Annotated in this window: 18 protein-coding genes and 1 riboswitch; of the genes, 14 read left to right on the forward strand and 4 right to left on the reverse strand. The window is 72.0% G+C overall.

Annotated elements, in window-relative coordinates:
* Nucleotides 1-106: 106 nt before the first annotated feature.
* Nucleotides 107-302, forward strand: a riboswitch (cyclic di-AMP (ydaO/yuaA leader).
* 3 nt (nucleotides 303-305) lie between these two features.
* Together ACFYZJ_RS08335 and ACFYZJ_RS08340 are read left to right on the forward strand one after the other, a co-directional pair.
* Nucleotides 306-779 (forward strand): C40 family peptidase, encoded by a 474-nt coding sequence (locus tag ACFYZJ_RS08335; protein ID WP_388564186.1) that lies wholly within the window; start codon nucleotides 306-308, stop codon nucleotides 777-779.
* A gap of 162 nt (nucleotides 780-941) precedes the next feature.
* Nucleotides 942-1,478 (forward strand): DUF6328 family protein, encoded by a 537-nt coding sequence (locus ACFYZJ_RS08340; protein WP_388564189.1) that lies wholly within the window; start codon nucleotides 942-944, stop codon nucleotides 1,476-1,478.
* A gap of 56 nt (nucleotides 1,479-1,534) precedes the next feature.
* On the opposite strand, the gene ACFYZJ_RS08345 is transcribed toward ACFYZJ_RS08340, so the two are convergent.
* A complete protein-coding gene (locus ACFYZJ_RS08345) occupies nucleotides 1,535-1,996 on the reverse strand; it encodes an ATP-binding protein (RefSeq protein WP_388564192.1) in 462 nt (153 codons plus the stop codon).
* Between the two features lie 251 nt (nucleotides 1,997-2,247).
* Here ACFYZJ_RS08345 and ACFYZJ_RS08350 point away from each other — a divergent pair, with 251 nt between their 5' ends.
* Both ACFYZJ_RS08350 and ACFYZJ_RS08355 read left to right on the forward strand, forming a co-directional pair.
* The gene (locus ACFYZJ_RS08350; RefSeq protein ID WP_388564195.1) at nucleotides 2,248-3,108 is read left to right on the forward strand and encodes a helix-turn-helix domain-containing protein; all 861 of its coding nucleotides are present in this window, start codon (nucleotides 2,248-2,250) and stop codon (nucleotides 3,106-3,108) included.
* A 9-nt stretch (nucleotides 3,109-3,117) separates the two neighbouring features.
* Complete coding sequence (locus tag ACFYZJ_RS08355) at nucleotides 3,118-3,336, forward strand: DUF397 domain-containing protein (RefSeq protein ID WP_388564197.1); 219 nt, start codon at nucleotides 3,118-3,120, stop codon at nucleotides 3,334-3,336.
* A 150-nt stretch (nucleotides 3,337-3,486) separates the two neighbouring features.
* Here the strand turns inward: ACFYZJ_RS08355 and ACFYZJ_RS08360 are convergent, their stop codons facing one another.
* On the reverse strand, nucleotides 3,487-4,614 hold the full coding sequence (locus tag ACFYZJ_RS08360) for an 8-amino-7-oxononanoate synthase (protein ID WP_388564200.1): 1,128 nt from the start codon (nucleotides 4,612-4,614) through the stop codon (nucleotides 3,487-3,489).
* A 146-nt stretch (nucleotides 4,615-4,760) separates the two neighbouring features.
* Here ACFYZJ_RS08360 and bioB point away from each other — a divergent pair, with 146 nt between their 5' ends.
* From bioB to ACFYZJ_RS08380, 4 genes are all read left to right on the forward strand, one after another.
* Nucleotides 4,761-5,918 (forward strand): biotin synthase BioB, encoded by a 1,158-nt coding sequence (gene bioB / locus ACFYZJ_RS08365; RefSeq protein ID WP_388564202.1) that lies wholly within the window; start codon nucleotides 4,761-4,763, stop codon nucleotides 5,916-5,918.
* Nucleotides 5,911-7,200, forward strand: coding sequence for an adenosylmethionine--8-amino-7-oxononanoate transaminase (locus ACFYZJ_RS08370; RefSeq protein ID WP_388564205.1), 1,290 nt, complete (start codon nucleotides 5,911-5,913; stop codon nucleotides 7,198-7,200). Before bioB ends, ACFYZJ_RS08370 begins: the two co-directional genes overlap by 8 nt.
* 1 nt (nucleotide 7,201) lies before the next feature.
* Complete coding sequence (gene bioD, locus ACFYZJ_RS08375) at nucleotides 7,202-7,918, forward strand: dethiobiotin synthase (RefSeq protein ID WP_388564208.1); 717 nt, start codon at nucleotides 7,202-7,204, stop codon at nucleotides 7,916-7,918.
* 162 nt (nucleotides 7,919-8,080) lie between these two features.
* Nucleotides 8,081-8,767, forward strand: a complete 687-nt coding sequence (locus ACFYZJ_RS08380; RefSeq protein ID WP_388564211.1) for a class I SAM-dependent methyltransferase — start codon at nucleotides 8,081-8,083, stop codon at nucleotides 8,765-8,767.
* Between the two features lie 3 nt (nucleotides 8,768-8,770).
* Here ACFYZJ_RS08380 and ACFYZJ_RS08385 read toward each other — a convergent pair whose 3' ends face one another.
* Both ACFYZJ_RS08385 and ACFYZJ_RS08390 read right to left on the reverse strand, forming a co-directional pair.
* Complete coding sequence (locus ACFYZJ_RS08385) at nucleotides 8,771-9,145, reverse strand: fic family toxin-antitoxin system, toxin component (RefSeq protein WP_388564213.1); 375 nt, start codon at nucleotides 9,143-9,145, stop codon at nucleotides 8,771-8,773.
* Between the two features lie 3 nt (nucleotides 9,146-9,148).
* The gene (locus ACFYZJ_RS08390; protein ID WP_388564216.1) at nucleotides 9,149-9,400 is read right to left on the reverse strand and encodes an antitoxin; all 252 of its coding nucleotides are present in this window, start codon (nucleotides 9,398-9,400) and stop codon (nucleotides 9,149-9,151) included.
* 176 nt (nucleotides 9,401-9,576) lie between these two features.
* On the opposite strand from ACFYZJ_RS08390, the gene ACFYZJ_RS08395 reads away from it, so the two are divergent.
* From ACFYZJ_RS08395 to ACFYZJ_RS08420, 6 genes are all read left to right on the forward strand, one after another.
* Complete coding sequence (locus tag ACFYZJ_RS08395; protein WP_388564219.1) at nucleotides 9,577-10,416, forward strand: ABC transporter ATP-binding protein; 840 nt, start codon at nucleotides 9,577-9,579, stop codon at nucleotides 10,414-10,416.
* A gap of 7 nt (nucleotides 10,417-10,423) precedes the next feature.
* The gene (locus ACFYZJ_RS08400; RefSeq protein ID WP_388564221.1) at nucleotides 10,424-12,997 is read left to right on the forward strand and encodes an ABC transporter permease; all 2,574 of its coding nucleotides are present in this window, start codon (nucleotides 10,424-10,426) and stop codon (nucleotides 12,995-12,997) included.
* A 46-nt stretch (nucleotides 12,998-13,043) separates the two neighbouring features.
* The gene (locus ACFYZJ_RS08405; RefSeq protein WP_388564224.1) at nucleotides 13,044-13,937 is read left to right on the forward strand and encodes an LLM class F420-dependent oxidoreductase; all 894 of its coding nucleotides are present in this window, start codon (nucleotides 13,044-13,046) and stop codon (nucleotides 13,935-13,937) included.
* An 84-nt stretch (nucleotides 13,938-14,021) separates the two neighbouring features.
* Nucleotides 14,022-14,447 (forward strand): GNAT family N-acetyltransferase, encoded by a 426-nt coding sequence (locus tag ACFYZJ_RS08410; protein ID WP_388564227.1) that lies wholly within the window; start codon nucleotides 14,022-14,024, stop codon nucleotides 14,445-14,447.
* A gap of 174 nt (nucleotides 14,448-14,621) precedes the next feature.
* Complete coding sequence (locus ACFYZJ_RS08415) at nucleotides 14,622-15,947, forward strand: hemolysin family protein (RefSeq protein WP_388564230.1); 1,326 nt, start codon at nucleotides 14,622-14,624, stop codon at nucleotides 15,945-15,947.
* Nucleotides 15,944-16,957, forward strand: a complete 1,014-nt coding sequence (locus ACFYZJ_RS08420) for a hemolysin family protein (protein ID WP_388564233.1) — start codon at nucleotides 15,944-15,946, stop codon at nucleotides 16,955-16,957. The genes ACFYZJ_RS08415 and ACFYZJ_RS08420 overlap by 4 nt, the downstream gene beginning before the upstream one ends.
* Nucleotides 16,958-16,999: the final 42 nt, after the last annotated feature.

Consider the following 16,999-nt stretch of genomic DNA (forward strand, 5'->3'; position numbering starts at 1 on the left):
TGAGTGGTGAGTAATGCCACAAACCCCCGATTCCGTTGTGATTTTCCGACGCCTTTAGGTGAAGATCCCTTCCTGACGACAAGCCCCCGCCACCGCGGCGGGGCGGTCCGGGCGGACGCCGAGTCCTGCCGCCGCCCGGATGACCGGTCGACAGGAGTGGATCGGCAGGAGTGGAGGACCCAGCAAGGCGGGCCGCCGGAGAGATCCGGGCGGTCCTTGGGGTGAAGCCGCGTCAGCGGCCGGGCTACTTCGCCAGCCCGAATCCGACAGGTCATCCTTCACAGGCGGCTGACGAAGGGTTGCGCATGACTGCGCTCAATCGAGTCCCGTCGCTGCTGGGCCGGGCCGGAACGGCCTCCGCCCTCACCATCGCCGCCGTCGGCGGCGGCATCGTGGTCCCCGGCATCGCCTCCGACGCGTCCGCCGCGACCCCGGCGACGAAGGCACTGCAGATCGCGGCGTCCAAGAAGGGTTCCCCCTACCAGTACGGCGCCGCGGGACCGCGCCGTTTCGACTGCTCCGGGCTGACGCTGTACGCGTTCAAGAAGGCGGGCAAGACCCTGCCCCGGACCGCGGCGGCGCAGTACAACAAGACGCGGCACATCTCCGCCTCCCAGCGGCAGGCCGGGGACCTGGTGTTCTTCCACTCGGGCAGCAACGTCTACCACGTGGGCATCTACGCCGGGAAGGGCAAGATCTGGCACTCCCCGAAGACCGGGTCGGTGGTCAGGCTGGAGACGATCTGGACGAAGAGCGTCTGGTACGGCCGCGTCCGCTGAGGCCGTACGGGGGGTGACGGCGGCTGCCTGCCGTCACCCCGCGACCCGCCGCTCGGCGAACACCTGCGACAACTCACGCAGCAAGCTCACCGGGCTCAGCAGCCCCACAACCCACCCACCGGAGAGGGCGTGAGGAGAGGGCTGAGCGGATACTCGTTGACCATGGCCGACCGACCTCCCGAGCAGGCACGACGCGAGACCCCCCTGGAGCGTGCCGACCGCAACTTCGCCGAGTTGCTGCAGGAGCTGCGGGTCACCCAGACAGGGGTGCAGATCCTGTTCGCGTTCCTGCTGACCCTGGCCTTCACCCAGCGCTTCCCCACCCTGGACACGGTCCAGCGCGCCACCTACGTGACGACGCTCCTGCTCGCCATGCTGGCCGCGGCCCTGTTCACGGCGCCCGCCGCGCTGCACCGGTCGCTGTTCCAGCAGAACGCCAAGCCCGCCATCGTGAAGGTCTCCTCCCGTCTGGCCACGATCGGGATGGGCGTGCTGATGCTGGCGTTCACCGGATCGGTCCTGCTGGTGGTGGACGTGTCCCTGGGCCGCGTGGCCGGGATCGCGGCCGGGGCGGGAACGCTGCTCGTCTGTGTGGGGCTGTGGCGCGTCCTGCCCTGGGTGGTGCGGCGCACGGTCCTCCTACCGCGGCAGACCTCCGGAGGGCCGGACGACCGGGAGCCGCCCGAAGGGCCTCGGTGACCCGCGACCGCCGGCCTTCGGCAGCGGTACGCACGGCGGGCGGGCGCGAGCACCGTTCACGCTTCTCCCGGCCCCTGTGACGCCGCGACCGGCTGCATCGGCTTCGTCCACGGCAGTTCGATCGCGACCGTCTTGCCGCCCTCGCGCGTGGGCCGCACGGTCAGCTTCCCGCCGCACTCGGCGGTCAGACACCGGATGATCACCATCCCGCGCCCGTTGTCCTGCTGCACGGCGGCGGGCAGGCGCTTGGGGAAGCGCGGATGGCTGTCGGTGACCCCGATGCGCAGTAACTCGTCCCGGTCGAGCGCGATGTCGACCGTGAACGTGGGCGACTGCCCGAGGGTGTGCTGCACGGCGTTGGTGGCGAGTTCGGAGACGATCAGGCGGACGGTGTCGGCGACTTCGGCGTCGCCGGGCATCCCCCATTCGACGAGGACACTCGAGACGTATTTTCTGGCGGCGGAGACCGAGGCGGGATCGCTCGGCAGAGTGACGGATGCTTCCTGGTGGTCTGCCATGGCGACGTCGTCCCTTTCCCACGGGACCGGAGTCCGACACGGAGCGGTTGGTTCGAGTAACGGTCCCGGACTTGGTGCTGCGCGCCAGCCTGCCACCACCTGGGCCCTGTCGGGCCCGATCCCCCGAGATATGCATATATCTGTCGCCCGAAGCGGTGAACTCTGCGACGACCGACCGAGTTTGGGGTGCCCTCGGGCTCATCCTCTACCGTCTCGCTGTGAAATCGCGCGCCGTGCGGAAGGAGTCGGCCATGCAGTACGGACCAGCGGTGCGCCGCCGCAAGCTCGGCGCCGAACTGCGCGCCCTGCGCGCCCGGGCGGGCCTCACCAGCGGGGAGGCGGCCGGTCTCGTCGGCTGGCACCAGTCGAAGGTGAGCCGGATCGAGACGGGCTCCAGCGGGGTCAAGCCGGCGGACGTACGCCTGCTGCTGGACGCCTACGGCGTTCAGGAGCCGGAGCTGCGGGACCTGCTGCTGGTGCTGGCCGGCTCCGAGGACGGCGGCGGCCGGCAGAACTGGTGGCACGCCTACCGCGGGGTGCTGCCGCCGACCTACCGGGATTTCATCAGCCTGGAGTCCCAGGCGAGCGGCATGCGCACGCTGGAGACCTCCGTGGTGCCGGGCCTGTTGCAGACGCCCGAGTACGCCCGGGCGGTGACCCGGGCCGCCGTCGGCACCCTGGAGGACGCCAAGCTGGATGCCCTGGTGGAGGTGCGGCTGGCCCGGCAGGACGTGCTGCGCGCGGACCCGCCGCTGGAGCTGAGCGCGGTCCTGGACGAGGCGGTGCTGCGGCGGGAGGTCGGCGGGCCCGAGGTCATGGCGCGGCAGCTCAGGCGGTTGCTGGAGGCCGCCCGGCTGCCCCAAGTACGGCTGCAGGTCCTGCCGTTCACCGCGGGGGCCCACATCGGTATCACTGGCCCTTTCGTTATCTTCTCATTTCCGAGCAGATCCGATCTGGATGTGGTCGTTCTCGACCACTTGACGAGTAGCCTCTATCTCGAACGGAAAGAAGACCTCCAGGCCTACAGCGAGGCCTTCACGTCCCTTCAGATCCACGCCCTTTCGCCCGAGGAATCGTTGGATTACATCGCCGCGTTGGCCGGCGACGCGTAAGGAGGCACCATGTCAACCCCCCACATCCCTTCCAGCACCTCGCTCGACGGTGTGCGCTGGGTGCGCAGCAGTCGTAGTACGGGAATGAACAATTGCGTCGAGACCGCCCGTCCGGGCACCGGTCCCTGGGCCGGACTGGTGGCGGTACGCGACTCCAAGAACGTGACCGGACCGGCCCTGACGTTCAGCCCCGAGGCGTGGAAGGAGTTCCTGAGCGGGCTGAACTGACCCCGTCCACCCCGGAAATCGGCGGTGAGTGAGCCGATTTCGAGCCAATTTCCGGGTCGCTTCGCCGAAGCCGCTTCCGTGGGACCGCTTCCGTACGGCGGCGTACGGCTCAGGTCCCCATGACGCGCGATGCACGGCCGTTCCGCCGACTCACGGTCGCGTCTCGCCGATCACGCGCACGGCGTCCTCGACCTGCCCGTCGGTGAGATCGGCACGGGCGGTCAGCCGCAGCCGTGAGATGCCGTCCGGCACGGACGGCGGGCGGAAGCAGCCGACGACGACCCCGGCCGCCCGGCAGTCGGCCGCCCACCGTACGGCCTGCTCCGGGGAAGGCGCCCGCACGGAGATCACGGCGGCGTCCGGCCGTACCGTCTCATGGCCCTCGGCCGTGAGACGGGCGTGCAGGGCCGCCGCCACCGTGCGGGCCCGCTCGGCGCGCTCCGGCTCGCGGCGCAGCAGACGCAGCGCCGCGAGTGCCGCGCCCGCCGCGGCCGGGGCGAGCCCGGTGTCGAAGATGAACGTCCGGGCGGCGTTGACCAGGTGGTCGATCACATGCGCCGGTCCGAGGACGGCGCCGCCCTGGCTGCCCAGCGACTTCGACAGCGTCACCGTCGCCACCACGTCCGGCGCGCCCGCGAGCCCGGCCGCGTGCGGGGCGCCCCGGCCGCCGGGCCCGAGGACGCCGAGTCCGTGCGCGTCATCGACGACCAGCCCGGCGCCGTGTGCGCGGCACGCGGAGGCCAGTTCGGCCAGCGGAGCCGCGTCGCCGTCCACCGAGAAGACCGTGTCGCAGACCGCGACCGCGGGCCCTTCATGGGTGCCGAGCGCCTTGCGCACGGCGTCGGGGTCGGCGTGGGCGACGACCTGGGTGGTGCCGCGCGCCAGTCGGCAGCCGTCGATGAGCGAGGCGTGGTTGCCCGCGTCCGAGACGATCAGGGAGCCGTGCGGGGCGAGCGCGGTGACGGCCGCGAGATTGGCCGCGTACCCGGAGGAGAAGACGAGGGCCGCCTCGAAGCCGCAGAAGTCCGCCAGTTCGCGTTCCAGCTCGGCGTGCAGCTCGGTGGTGCCGGTGACGAGCCGCGAGCCGGTGGAACCGCCGCCCCACCGCCGGGCCGCCTGCGCGGCGCCCTCGACGACCTCCGGATGGCGGGCGAGGCCCAGGTAGTCGTTGCTCGCGAGGTCCAGGAGCGGGGAGTCGGCGGCGCGGGGGCGCAGGGTGCGGACCAGTCCGGCCCGGCGGCGCACCTGTGCCTGCTCGTCGATCCACCCGAACGCCATGGCTCCTCCGCGGTTTTGTAGGCAGTGCACAGACCCTAGCGGGACGATCAGCCGCCCAGGATGTGGCAATACCCACACGTCGAACCGTCTCTGTTGTGCAAACTCTCCTTGGCCCGGGGCCCTCCGGTAGGACAGGATCGGCTCTCATGGACCTGCTGAACACGCTGGTGGACAAGGGGTTGCGGCGCGAGCTGCCGACCCGCGAGGAGGCTCTTGCCGTTCTCGCCACTTCCGACGACGACGTGCTCGATGTGGTGGCCGCGGCCGGGAAGGTACGCCGCCACTGGTTCGGCCGACGGGTGAAACTCAACTATCTCGTCAACCTCAAGTCCGGCCTGTGCCCCGAGGACTGCTCCTACTGCTCCCAGCGGCTCGGTTCGAAGGCGGACATTCTCAAGTACACCTGGCTGAAGCCGGACGAGGCGTCCCAGGCCGCCGCGGCGGGGGTCGCGGGCGGCGCCAAGCGGGTCTGTCTGGTGGCGAGCGGACGTGGGCCGACCGACCGGGACGTGGAGCGGGTGTCCGACACCATCAGGACGATCAAGGAGCAGAACGAGGGCGTGGAGGTCTGCGCCTGCCTCGGCCTGCTCTCCGACGGCCAGGCCGAGCGGCTGCGCGCTGCGGGCGCCGACGCGTACAACCACAACCTCAACACCTCCGAGGCGACGTACGGCGACATCACCACCACCCACACCTACGACGACCGCGTCGACACCGTGCAGAAGGCGCACGCCGCCGGTCTGTCCGCCTGCTCCGGGCTCATCGCGGGCATGGGCGAGAGCGACGAGGACCTGGTGGACGTGGTCTTCGCGCTGCGCGAGCTGGACCCGGACTCCGTGCCGGTGAACTTCCTGATCCCGTTCGAGGGCACCCCGCTGGCCAAGGAGTGGAACCTCACCCCGCAGCGGTGTCTGCGGATCCTGGCGATGGTGCGGTTCGTGTGTCCGGATGTCGAGGTGCGCATCGCGGGCGGCCGCGAGGTGCACCTGCGCACGATGCAGCCCCTCGCGCTGCACCTGGCCAACTCCATCTTCCTCGGCGACTACCTGACCAGCGAGGGCCAGGCGGGCAAGGCCGACCTGGAGATGATCGCGGACGCCGGCTTCGAGGTGGAGGGCACCGACCAGGTGACCCTGCCGGAGCACCGGGCGGGCGGCGGCTGCCATGACGCCGGCTCCACCGGCTGCCACGACGGCGGCGGAGTCTGCGGTTCGGCTCCCGCTCCGTCGGCGAAGGAGCCCCGTACCGACCTCGTCGCCGTGCGCCGCCGCGGCGCCGGAACGGACCTCGCGCCCAATGCCTGAGCCGGCCGGCCTGAGCGTTCCCGAGCTGCTGGAGCTGGACCGCAGGCACGTGTGGCATCCGTACGGCCCGATGCCCGGGCGCGTCGAACCGCTCGTCGTGGAGTCGGCGAGCGGGGTCCGGCTGCGGCTCGCGGACGGCTCGGGCGAGCTGGTCGACGGGATGTCGTCGTGGTGGTCGGCCATCCACGGCTACAACCACCCGGTGCTCAACGAGGCGGCGCGCGAGCAGCTGGGGCGGATGAGCCACGTCATGTTCGGCGGGCTCACCCACGAGCCCGCCGTCCGGCTCGCGAAGCTCCTTGTCGACATGTCGCCGGACGGCCTGGAGCACGTGTTCCTGGCCGACTCCGGCTCGGTGTCGGTCGAGGTGGCGATCAAGATGTGCCTGCAGTACTGGCGCTCGCTCGGCCGGCCCGGGAAGCAACGGCTGTTGACCTGGCGGGGCGGCTACCACGGCGACACCTGGAACCCGATGTCGGTGTGCGACCCCGAGGGCGGGATGCACGGGCTGTGGTCCGGCGTGCTGCCACGCCAGGTGTTCGCGGACGCACCGCCCACCGAGTACGAGGAGTCGTACGCGGAGCATCTGCGCGAGCTGATCGCCCGGCACGCGGACGAGCTGGCCGCGGTGATCGTGGAGCCGGTGGTGCAGGGAGCGGGCGGCATGCGCTTCCACTCCCCCGCCTACCTGCGGGTGCTGCGCGAGGCGTGCGACGCGCACGACGTGCTGCTGGTGTTCGACGAGATCGCCACCGGCTTCGGCCGCACGGGAGCGCTGTTCGCGGCGGAACACGCGGCCGTCAGCCCGGATGTGATGTGTGTGGGCAAGGCGTTGACCGGCGGCTACATGACGCTGGCGGCCACGCTGTGCACCGCGCGGGTCGCCGACGGCATCTCGCGCGGCGAGGTGCCGGTGCTCGCACACGGCCCGACGTTCATGGGCAATCCGCTGGCGGCGGCCGTGGCCTGCGCGTCCGTCGGGCTGCTGCTGGGGCAGGACTGGCACTCGGAGGTCAAGCGGATCGAGGCGGGCCTCGGTGAGGGGCTGGCCGAGGCCGCGGACCTGCCGGGGGTGCGGGACGTGCGGGTGCTCGGCGCCATCGGGGTCGTCCAGCTCGACCACGAGGTGGACATGGCGGCGGCCACGCGGGCGGCGGTGCGCGAGGGTGTGTGGCTGCGGCCGTTCCGGGACCTCGTCTACACGATGCCGCCGTATGTGACCGGGGACGCGGACGTGGCACGGATCGCGCGCGCGGTGTGCGCGGCGGCACGGGAAGGATGACATGACGGTACTGGTGATCACGGGGACCGGCACGGAAGTCGGCAAGACGGTCACGACGGCCGCCGTCGCTGCGGTGGCCGTCGCCGCCGGGCGGTCCGTGGCGGTGCTCAAACCCGCGCAGACAGGGGTACGGGCGGACGAACGCGGGGACGCCGACGAGGTGGCCCGCCTCTCGGGCGCCGTGACGGTACGTGAACTCGCCCGTTATCCCGAACCGTTGGCGCCGGCGACCGCCGCCCGGCGGGCCGGGATGGCGCCCGTGCGGCCGCACGAGGTGGCGGAGGCCGCCGCGAAACTGGACGTCGAGCACGACCTGGTCCTCGTGGAGGGGGCCGGCGGGCTGCTCGTGCGGTTCGACGACGAGGGCGGCACCCTGGCGGACGCGGCACGGCTGCTGGGGGCACCGGTGCTGGTGGTGGCGTCGGCGGGCCTCGGCACGCTGAACGCGACGGAGCTGACGGCACGTGAACTGCGGCGCCGGCAGCTGGAGCCGGCGGGCGTGGTCATCGGCAGCTGGCCGAAGTCCCCGGACCTCGCCTCCCGCTGCAACCTGGCGGACCTCCCGGTGGTGACCGAAGTCCCGCTCCTCGGTGCGCTGCCCGCGGGCGCGGGTTCCCACGCACCCGCGGCCTTCCGGGCCGAGGCCGCCGGCTGGCTGGCGCCACGGCTGGGCGGGACGTGGGACGCAGGGACCTTCACGTCGAGGTTCGCGGCGTAGCGCCCGGCGCACCCGTCCGCATACCCAGGAGACGCTCACGTCGGCGTCCGCCCGTGACCGGCCGGCCACGCCCGCAGGTATACCGTCCGGACGGACGCGGATGCGCGGGACGTGCGCAGGGCAGAATGCCGTTGACGCCCGTCCTCGTCCGGGAGGTGCTCCATGCCGCTGCGGTCCGTTCGCCCCCGCGCGGTGCCGCGGGACTCCGTGCACCATCCGATCTTCGCCCGCTCCTACGCCCGGCTCAGCGTCGCAGCCGAGACTCGCCTCGGCATGGGGGCCGTACGGGACCGGTTGCTCGCCGGGCTGTCCGGCCGGGTCATCGAGATCGGCGCCGGCAACGGCCTGAACTTCGCCCACTACCCGAGCACCGTCTCCGAGGTGGTCGCGATCGAACCCGAGCGACTGCTGCGGCGGAAGGCGGTCGAGGCGGCCCTGCGGGCCGACGTCCCCGTGGACGTGGTGCCGGGCGCGGCGGAGGCGCTGCCGGTCAAGAGCGAGGCCTTCGACGCCGCGGTCCTGTCGCTGGTGCTGTGCAGCGTGCGGGACGTGTCCCGGGCCCTCGGCGAGCTGCGCAGGGTGCTGCGGCCCGGCGGCACGCTGCGGTTCTACGAGCACGGCGTGGGCGGCGGGCCCGTGATGCGGTACGCCCAGCGCGCCCTGGACCGCACGGTGTGGCCACCGCTCAGCGGTGGCTGCCACCTCTCCCGGGACCCGGTGGCGGCCCTGCGCGCCGCCGGATTCGAACTGGGCCCGTACCAACGGCTGCTGATGCCGGAGAAGGGGCCGCGCCTGCCCACCTCGTACTGCGTGCTGGGCACCGCCTGGCGGCCCGACCTCACGGAGTAGGCGTCACAGGCTCCACTGGCGCAGCTCCTGCGCGATGTCGTGCACGGAGGCGTCCCCGCTCTTGACCAGTCGGGCCAGATCCCGCACCTGTTCCGGCGTGGTGACGACCTTGACGCCGCTGGCGACGAGATAGGCGTAGGCGACCGCGGAGGCGAACAGTGCGTTGGAGCGCTCCAGCGCCGGAACGTGCAGCAGCAGCTGGAGGAGGGCGGCGGCGCGGGCGTGCGGGGTGTCGTAGACGGGGACGCCGAATATCTCCGCGTCGTGCCGGCACACCGCGGCGACGAGCGCCCCCCAGTCGGTGACCTGGGGGTCTCCGGGCGTCTTCTGTTCGGCGACCATCAGCAGCCAGGCGAGGTCGATTCTCAGCTGGCTCAACGGTCAGCGACGACCTTCGCTGCGGTGCTCGGGGGAGCCCTCGCTGGTGGTGCCGAACTCCTCGGCGAAGACGGACTCGTACTGCTTCATGAAGTCGGCGGCGGCCTCGACGAACGTGTGGCCGGCCTCCCCGGTGTCCTGTCGCACCAGCTCTTCTATGTACCGGTTGACGCTCATACCGCGCTCCAGGGCACGTTCGCGGGCGGCTCGGGCGGTGTCCTCGTCCACCCTCACGTTCAGCTGGGTCTTCGCCATGCCTCGACGCTAGCGCCGGGGTGCTAGCACCGGCAAGAGGACGGCCCTGGCGAGCGGCCGGCCCCCGGGGGTATACCCGGTGTGTGGTGCATCACATTACGCTCGGCCGGGACGGGGAAGACCAGAACGTCGGGATGTCCACGACGGTCGGGACGTCCACGACGAAGGAGGCGGTCTTGTCCACTGCTGCAGCGGAGCACGCTCCCGGCCGCTCGGAGGCGGACGGGTTCGCCGCCCGCGCCCGTGGCCTGACGAAGGCCTACGGCACGGGTGAGACGGCGGTGCTCGCCCTGGACGCGGTCGACGTGGACATCGCACGCGGCCGCTTCACCGCGGTGATGGGCCCCTCCGGCTCCGGCAAGTCCACGCTGATGCACTGCCTGGCGGGGCTGGACACCGTGTCGGCGGGCCGGGTGTGGCTCGGCGACACCGAGATCACGGGCCTGAAGGACCGCGAGCTGACCCGGCTGCGCCGGGACCGGATCGGTTTTATGTTCCAGTCGTTCAATCTGATCCCGACGCTGAACGCGGCCGAGAACATCACGCTGCCCATGGACATCGCGGGCAGGAAGCCCGACCCGGAGTGGCTCGACCAGGTGATCGACACACTGGGGCTTCGGGACCGGCTCGGGCACCGGCCCTCCCAGCTGTCCGGCGGGCAGCAGCAGCGCGTCGCCTGCGCCCGGGCGCTGGTCTCCCGCCCCGAGCTGATCTTCGCGGACGAGCCGACGGGCAATCTGGACTCGCGGGCCGGGCTCGAGGTGCTGGGGTTCCTGCGCAGGGCCGTCGACGAGCTGGGGCAGAGCGTCGTCATGGTCACCCACGATCCGGGCGCGGCGGCCCACTCCGATCTGGTGCTGTTCCTGGCGGACGGGCGGATCGTGGACGAGATGGAGCGGCCCACGGCCGAGGACGTGCTGGAGCGTATGCGCCTCTTTGCCGGGGGAAGCCCCCACGCCCCCGGTTCGGACACCGTCCGGGCGGCCATCGACGACACCTCCCGCCGCGAGAACTGAGGCGACCGTGCTGAGGGCGACGCTGCGCAGCTTCCTCGCACACAAGGGGCGGCTCGCGCTGTCCGCGCTGGCCGTGCTCCTGTCGGTGGCGTTCGTCGCGGGCAGCCTGATCTTCTCGGACACGGTCTCCCGGACCTTCGACCGGCTGTTCGCCTCCACGGCGGCCGACGTGACCGTGAGCCCCCGGGAGGACCTGCCGTCCGGGATCGCGTCGGGGGCGACGCCGACCCTCCCGGCCTCGCTGGCCGCCCGGGTGGCCCGGGTCGACGGCGTCGCCGCCGCGCACGCCGATGTCGCCGTCGAGGACATCACGGTCGTCGACCGCAGGAACGATCCGGTGGGACCGACCACCGGCGCTCCCACCATCGCCAGGAACTGGTCCGTCACCAGGCACAGCCCGGTCCGGCTCACGTCCGGGCACGCCCCGCACGGTCCCGGGGAGGCCCTGCTGGACGCGGACACCGCCCGGCACAAGCACGTCCGGATCGGAGACACGCTGACCGTGGTCGCCCGTCCGGGGTCGTTCAGGGTGCGCGTCGCCGGGATCGCCACCTTCACCACCACCAACCCGGGTGCCGCCCTGGTCTTCCTCGACACCCCGACCGCGCAGACCAGGCTGCTGGGCCGGCCGGACGTGGCCACGAGCGTCTCCGTCGACGCGGCACCGGGCGTGGGGGACGCACGGCTCAAGCAGCGGATCGCCGAGGCGATCGGCACGAGCGCCTACGACCTGAGGACCGCCGGCGAACAGGCCAAGTCCGACACCGACCGGCTCGGCGCGTTCCTCGACGTGATCAAGTACGTGATGGTGGGCTTCGCCGGGATCGCCGTGCTCGTGGGCGTCTTCCTCATCGTCAACACGTTCTCGATGCTGATCGCCCAGCGCACCCGCGAGCTGGGGCTGCTGCGCGCCCTGGGCGCCGAACGGCGGCAGGTGCGCCGGTCCGTGCTGACCGAGGCGCTGCTGCTCGGCCTGGTCGGCTCGACGCTGGGGCTGGCCGCGGGGATCGGGCTCGCGGCCGGGCTGATCCGGCTGATGAGCCTGTTCGGCATGAACATCAGGTCCACCGAGATGGTGATCGGCTGGGTCACTCCCGTCGCCGCCTACGCGGTCGGGGTCGGCGTCACCTTCGTCGCCGCCTACCTCCCCGCCCGCCGCGCGGCCCGTGTCTCCCCCATGGCGGCCCTCGCGGACGCCGAGGTCGCCGGTATGGGGCGGCCGTTGACGCTGCGGGCGGTGGCGGGGGCGATCGTCGGCGTGCTCGGCGCGGCGGCACTGGTGGGCTGCGCCCGGGCGACGCGGACGGCACCCGCCACCGCGCTGCTCGGGGTCGGCGTGGTGCTCACCCTCGTCGCGACCGTGATCGCGGGCCCGCTGCTGGTGCGTCCGCTGATCCGGGTGCTGGGGGCCGCCTTCCCCGCCCTGTTCGGCTCCATCGGCCGGATGAGCCAGCGCAACGCCCTGCGCAATCCGCGTCGCACCGGGGCCACCGCGTCCGCTCTGATGGTCGGGCTCGCCCTGGTGGCCGGGATGTCGGTGGCGAGTACGTCCATGTCGAGGTCGTTCGACCAGCAGATCGACAAGACGCTGGGCGCCGACTTCGTGGTGCAGAGCAGATCGGGCACGCCGCGGCCCTTCCCCCAGGAGATCACCGACCGGGTCCGTGCCGCGGACGGTGCCGGACTCGTCGTACGGCAGCGGTATACGCCCGTCGCGATCGTGCTGCCGGGCGGCCGGCGGATCGCGACCACGGCCACGGCCTTCGACCGGCGGCTCGACGAGGTCGCCCACCTCACCTACGTCCGGGGCGACACGTCCACCGCACTCGCGGACGGCGCCCTCGCCATGGACGCGGCGTTCGCCAAGGAACACGGCGTCCGCCTCGGCTCCACGCTCCCCGTCCAGTTCCCGGGCGAACGCCGCACCGGCCTGAGGGTCGGCGCGCTCACCAACCAGGCCGGTTCGAACAACTTCAGTACGCGGGGCGGGCTGATCTTCGGCATGGGGACGCTCCAGAGGTACGTGCCGCAGGGCCAGGACATGGCGCTGTTCGTGAACGCGGCACCCGGCACCTCCAAGGACCGGTTGCGCGCCCGGCTTGAGCGGGCCCTTTCCCCCTACCCGCAGGTCCAGGCCCGCGACCAGGCCGACTACAAGAAGCTGGTGCACAGCCAGATCGCGGTGCTGCTGTACCTGGTGTACGCGCTGCTGGGCCTCGCGATCGTCATCGCGGTGCTCGGGGTGGTCAACACCCTGGCCCTGTCCGTGGTGGAGCGCACCCGGGAGATCGGTCTGCTGCGCGCGATCGGGCTGGCCCGGAGGCAGTTGCGGCGCATGATCCGGCTGGAGTCGGTGGTGATCGCGGTGTTCGGCGCCGTGCTCGGGCTGGCGCTGGGGCTGGTGTGGGGTCTGTGCACGCAGCGGGTGCTGGCACTGCAGGGCATGAAGGCACTGGCGATCCCGTGGAGCACCATCGTCGCCGTCATGGTGGGTTCGGCGGTCGTGGGCGTCGCGGCGGCGCTGCTGCCGGCGTTGCGTGCATCCCGCATGAATGTGCTGGCGGCGATCGCGCACGAGTGATGGAATCGCCCGGGGTACTCAAGTCACCTATGAACTGGGAGAGTTCATGCCACGTCCGTTCCGTTTCGGCGTCAACATGCTCGAACCCGCACCGGCCGCGGAATGGCGCGCCAAGTGCCGGCGGGCGGAGGGACTCGGCTACGACGTGATCCTGGTCCCGGACCACCTCGGGTGGCCCGCTCCGTTCCCGGCGCTGGTCGCGGCGGCGGAGGCGACCGAGCGTCCCAGGGTGGGGACGTTCGTGCTCAACGCCGGCTTCTGGAACCCCGCCCTGCTGGCGCGTGAGGTGGCGACGACGGACGCGCTGACCGGTGGCCGGCTGGAGCTGGGGCTCGGCACCGGCTACGTCCGGGCGGAGCACGAGCAGGCGGGGCTGCCGTACGGCTCACCGCGTGAGCGAGTGGACCACCTGCGGCGCACCGTGGAGGAGTTGGACCGGCTGCTGGGCTCCGAGGAGCACCGGCCGCAGCCCGTGCAGCGGCCGAGGGTGCCGCTGCTGATCGGCGCCAACGGTGACCGGATGCTGAAGCTCACCGCCGAGCACGCCGACATCGCCGCCTTCACGGGGGCGCGCTCGGTGCCGGGCAGCACGACAGGGCAGCTGGAGCCGATCTCGGCCGAGCAGCTCGACGAGCGAGTCGCCCTGTACCGCAAGCTCGCGGCGGGCCGCGGCGAGCCCGCCGAGCTGAACGTGCTCATCCAGAGGGTCGTCGTCACCGAGGACCGTGAGGCCGCCGTGCGGCCCCTGCTGGAGCATGTGCCGAACCTGACGCCGGAACAGGCCCTTGAACTGCCCATCTTCCTGATCGGCACGCTGGAGCAGATCGTCGAGCAGGTGCGGGCGCAGCGCGAGCGGTACGGCTTCACGTACCTGACCGTCCTGGAGCCGTCGATGGAGGCGTTCGCGCCGGTCATCGAGGCGCTGCGCGCCGCCTTCTAGCCCTCCGGGGTGCCGCCCCGCCCTGTTCCGTCCGCATGCCGGAATTCCAAGATCCGCCGGCGGTCGGCGTGATGGGATCGCCGCATGAGTGATCTGCGGATACGCGCCGCCGGCCCCGAGGACCTGGACACCGTGCTGGCCTTCTGGAGGGTGGCCGCGGAGGGCACGAGCATCAGCGACGACCGGGACGGGGTGGCGCGGCTCGTCGACCGCGACCCTGAGGCCCTGATCCTCGCCGAGCGGGGCGGCGAGCTGGTCGGCACGGTGATCGCGGGCTTCGACGGCTGGCGCTGCCATCTGTACCGGCTCGCGGTGCATCCGGAGCGGCGTCGGCAGGGCATCGGTTCGGCCCTGCTCTCCGCGGCGGAGGAGCGGTTCCTACGGCTCGGGGGGCGCCGCGGGGACGCGATGGTCCTGCAGCGCAACGAGACCGCGCACCACGCGTGGCGGGCCGCCGGGTACGCGCCCGAGGAGCACTGGCGGAGGTGGGTCAAGCCGCTCGCCGGCTGAGCGACGGGAGCTACTTTACCGATCCTTTACCATGAAGGGGTCGAGCTGGCGGCCCCTCGGGGTCAACCCGTCCCACCATGAAAGGTGTGAGCGTCCGTCCATGGGCGAGCCTCCCAGTACCCGTGATCGCGCGGTCCCCGCGCCCCTGGCCGATCCTGGGACGGAGGTGACCCGATGATCGAAGTGCTCCTCCTGCTGGTGGCGGTTCTGCTCTCGCTGGCCTGCGGTGTCTTCGTCGCGGCGGAGTTCTCCCTCACCACGGTCGAGCGCAGCGAGCTGGAGCATGCCGCGCAGCGCGGTGAGCGCGGCGCGACGGGCGCCCTCAAGGCCGTTCGGAGCCTGACGTTCCAGCTCTCCGGCGCACAGCTCGGGATCACGGTCACCAACCTGGTGGTCGGCATGCTCTCCGAGCCGTCGATCGCCAAGCTGATCGCGGGCCCGCTGGAGGCGCTGGGTGTGCCCCGCTCCGCGGCGCCGTCCGTGGCCCTGGTCATCGGCACGGCCCTGTCGACGGTGTTCCTGATGGTGGTCGGCGAGCTGGTGCCCAAGAACTGGGCGATCTCCTCGCCGCTGGCCGTGGCCAAGCGGGTGGGCGGGCCGCTGCGCTGGTTCAGCCGTGCGTTCCGCCCCTTCATCACGCATCTGAACAACACGGCCAACCACGTCGTGCGCCGCTTCGGCCTCGAACCGGCCGAGGAGCTGGCCTCCGCGCGCGGACCCCAGGAACTGGTGGCGCTCGCCCAGCACTCGGCCAAGGAGGGCGCTCTGGAGGCGGACACCGCCGAGCTGTTCGTCCGCACCCTGAACCTCGCCGACCTGACCGCGGAGAACGTGATGACCCCGCGCGTCCAGGTCGTCGCCCTGGACGCCCAGGCGACCTGCGAGGACGTGGCGAACGCGACCCGCGCGACGGGCCTGTCACGGTTCCCCGTCTACCGCGGCAGCCTGGACTCGGTCATCGGCACCGCCCATATCAAGGACATCCTGACGGTGCCCGCCGAGGAGCGGCCGCTGCGGTCCGTCGCACAGCTGATACGCGAGCCGCTGTTCGTCCCCGAATCCCTCACCGTCGATCGGCTGCTGGACCGGCTCTCCGGCAAGAACACCATCGCCGTCGTCATCGACGAGTACGGCGGCACCGCCGGGGTCGCCACGCTGGAGGACATCGTCGAGGAGGTCGTCGGCGAGGTGCGCGACGAGCACGATCCGCACGAGACGCCCGACCTGGCCTCGGCCGGAGTCGACGCCGTCGGCCGGGCCCTGTACTCGGCCGACGGTTCGGCCCGCGTCGACCAGCTCGCACGCGTGGGACTCCGTGTGCCGGAGGGGCCGTACGAGACGCTGGCCGGACTCGTCGCCACCGAACTGGGCCGCATACCGGTCAAGGGTGACCGTGTCGAGGTGGCCGGCTGGCGGCTGGACGTGGTGGACGCGTCGGGACGCAGGGCCGCGCGGGTGCTCATGCACGCGCCGCGCACCCTGGAGGAGGGGGAGCGGTGACCGTCGTCCAGTTGCTGATCGGTCTGTTGACACTGGTCGCGAACGCCTTCTTCGTCGGCGCCGAGTTCTCGCTGATCTCGGTGCGGCGCAGCCAGGTCGAGCCGCGCGCCGAGGCGGGCGAGCGGCGGGCGCGCAGCGTGCTGTGGGGGTTGGAGCACGTGTCGGCGCTGCTCGCCGCGGCCCAGCTCGGCATCACCCTGTGCACCCTGGTTCTCGGTGTGGTCGCCGAGCCGGCGATCGAGCACCTGCTGGAGCCGGTGTTCCACGCGGCCGGTGTGCCGCAGAGCGCGGGGCGTGTGGTGTCCTTCGTGATCGCGCTGACGCTGGCGACGTATCTGCACATGCTGCTCGGCGAGATGGTGCCGAAGAACATCGCGCTCGCGGAGCCGGTGCGGCTGGCACTGCTGCTCGGCCCGCCGCTGGTGGCCATGTCCCGGGCACTGCGCCCGGTCATCTTCGCGGTGAACACGTTCGCCAACGCACTGCTCCGGCTGCTGCGGGTGCAGACGCGGGACGAGGTCGCGGCCACCTTCTCGGACGACGAACTGGTGCGGCTCGTCAAGGACTCCAGCGCGGCCGGGCTCATCGACGACCGTGCGCAGGAGCGGCTGCACGACGCGCTGGTCCTCGGCCGGCGGCCGGTACGGGATGTGGTGGTGCCGCTGGAGCGCGTCGTCTACGCGCGCATGGGCGTCACTCCGGAACAGCTGGAGCAGTTGTCGGCCCAGTCCGGCTTCTCGCGCTTCCCGGTGGTGGACGAGGGCCGGCGGATCATCGGCTACCTCCACGTCAAGGACGCCCTGGACGCCTCACCACGGGACCTGCCGTTCCGGCTGCGGGACATGCGGCCCATCGCCCGGGTGCGCGAGACCACCCCGCTGGACGACGTCCTCACGGCCATGCGCCGCAGCCGCACCCACCTGGCCGCGGTCCTGGGCACGGACGGCCGCCTGGCGGGCCTGATGACCATGGAGGACGTGCTGCGCCAGCTGTTCGGCCGGCCGGCCTGACGCCGGGCGTCCGCCCTGAGCGGTCGGGGAGCCGATGGTGAC

Source organism: Streptomyces sp. NPDC001848, assembly GCF_042891915.1.
Classification (GTDB): domain Bacteria; phylum Actinomycetota; class Actinomycetes; order Streptomycetales; family Streptomycetaceae; genus Streptomyces.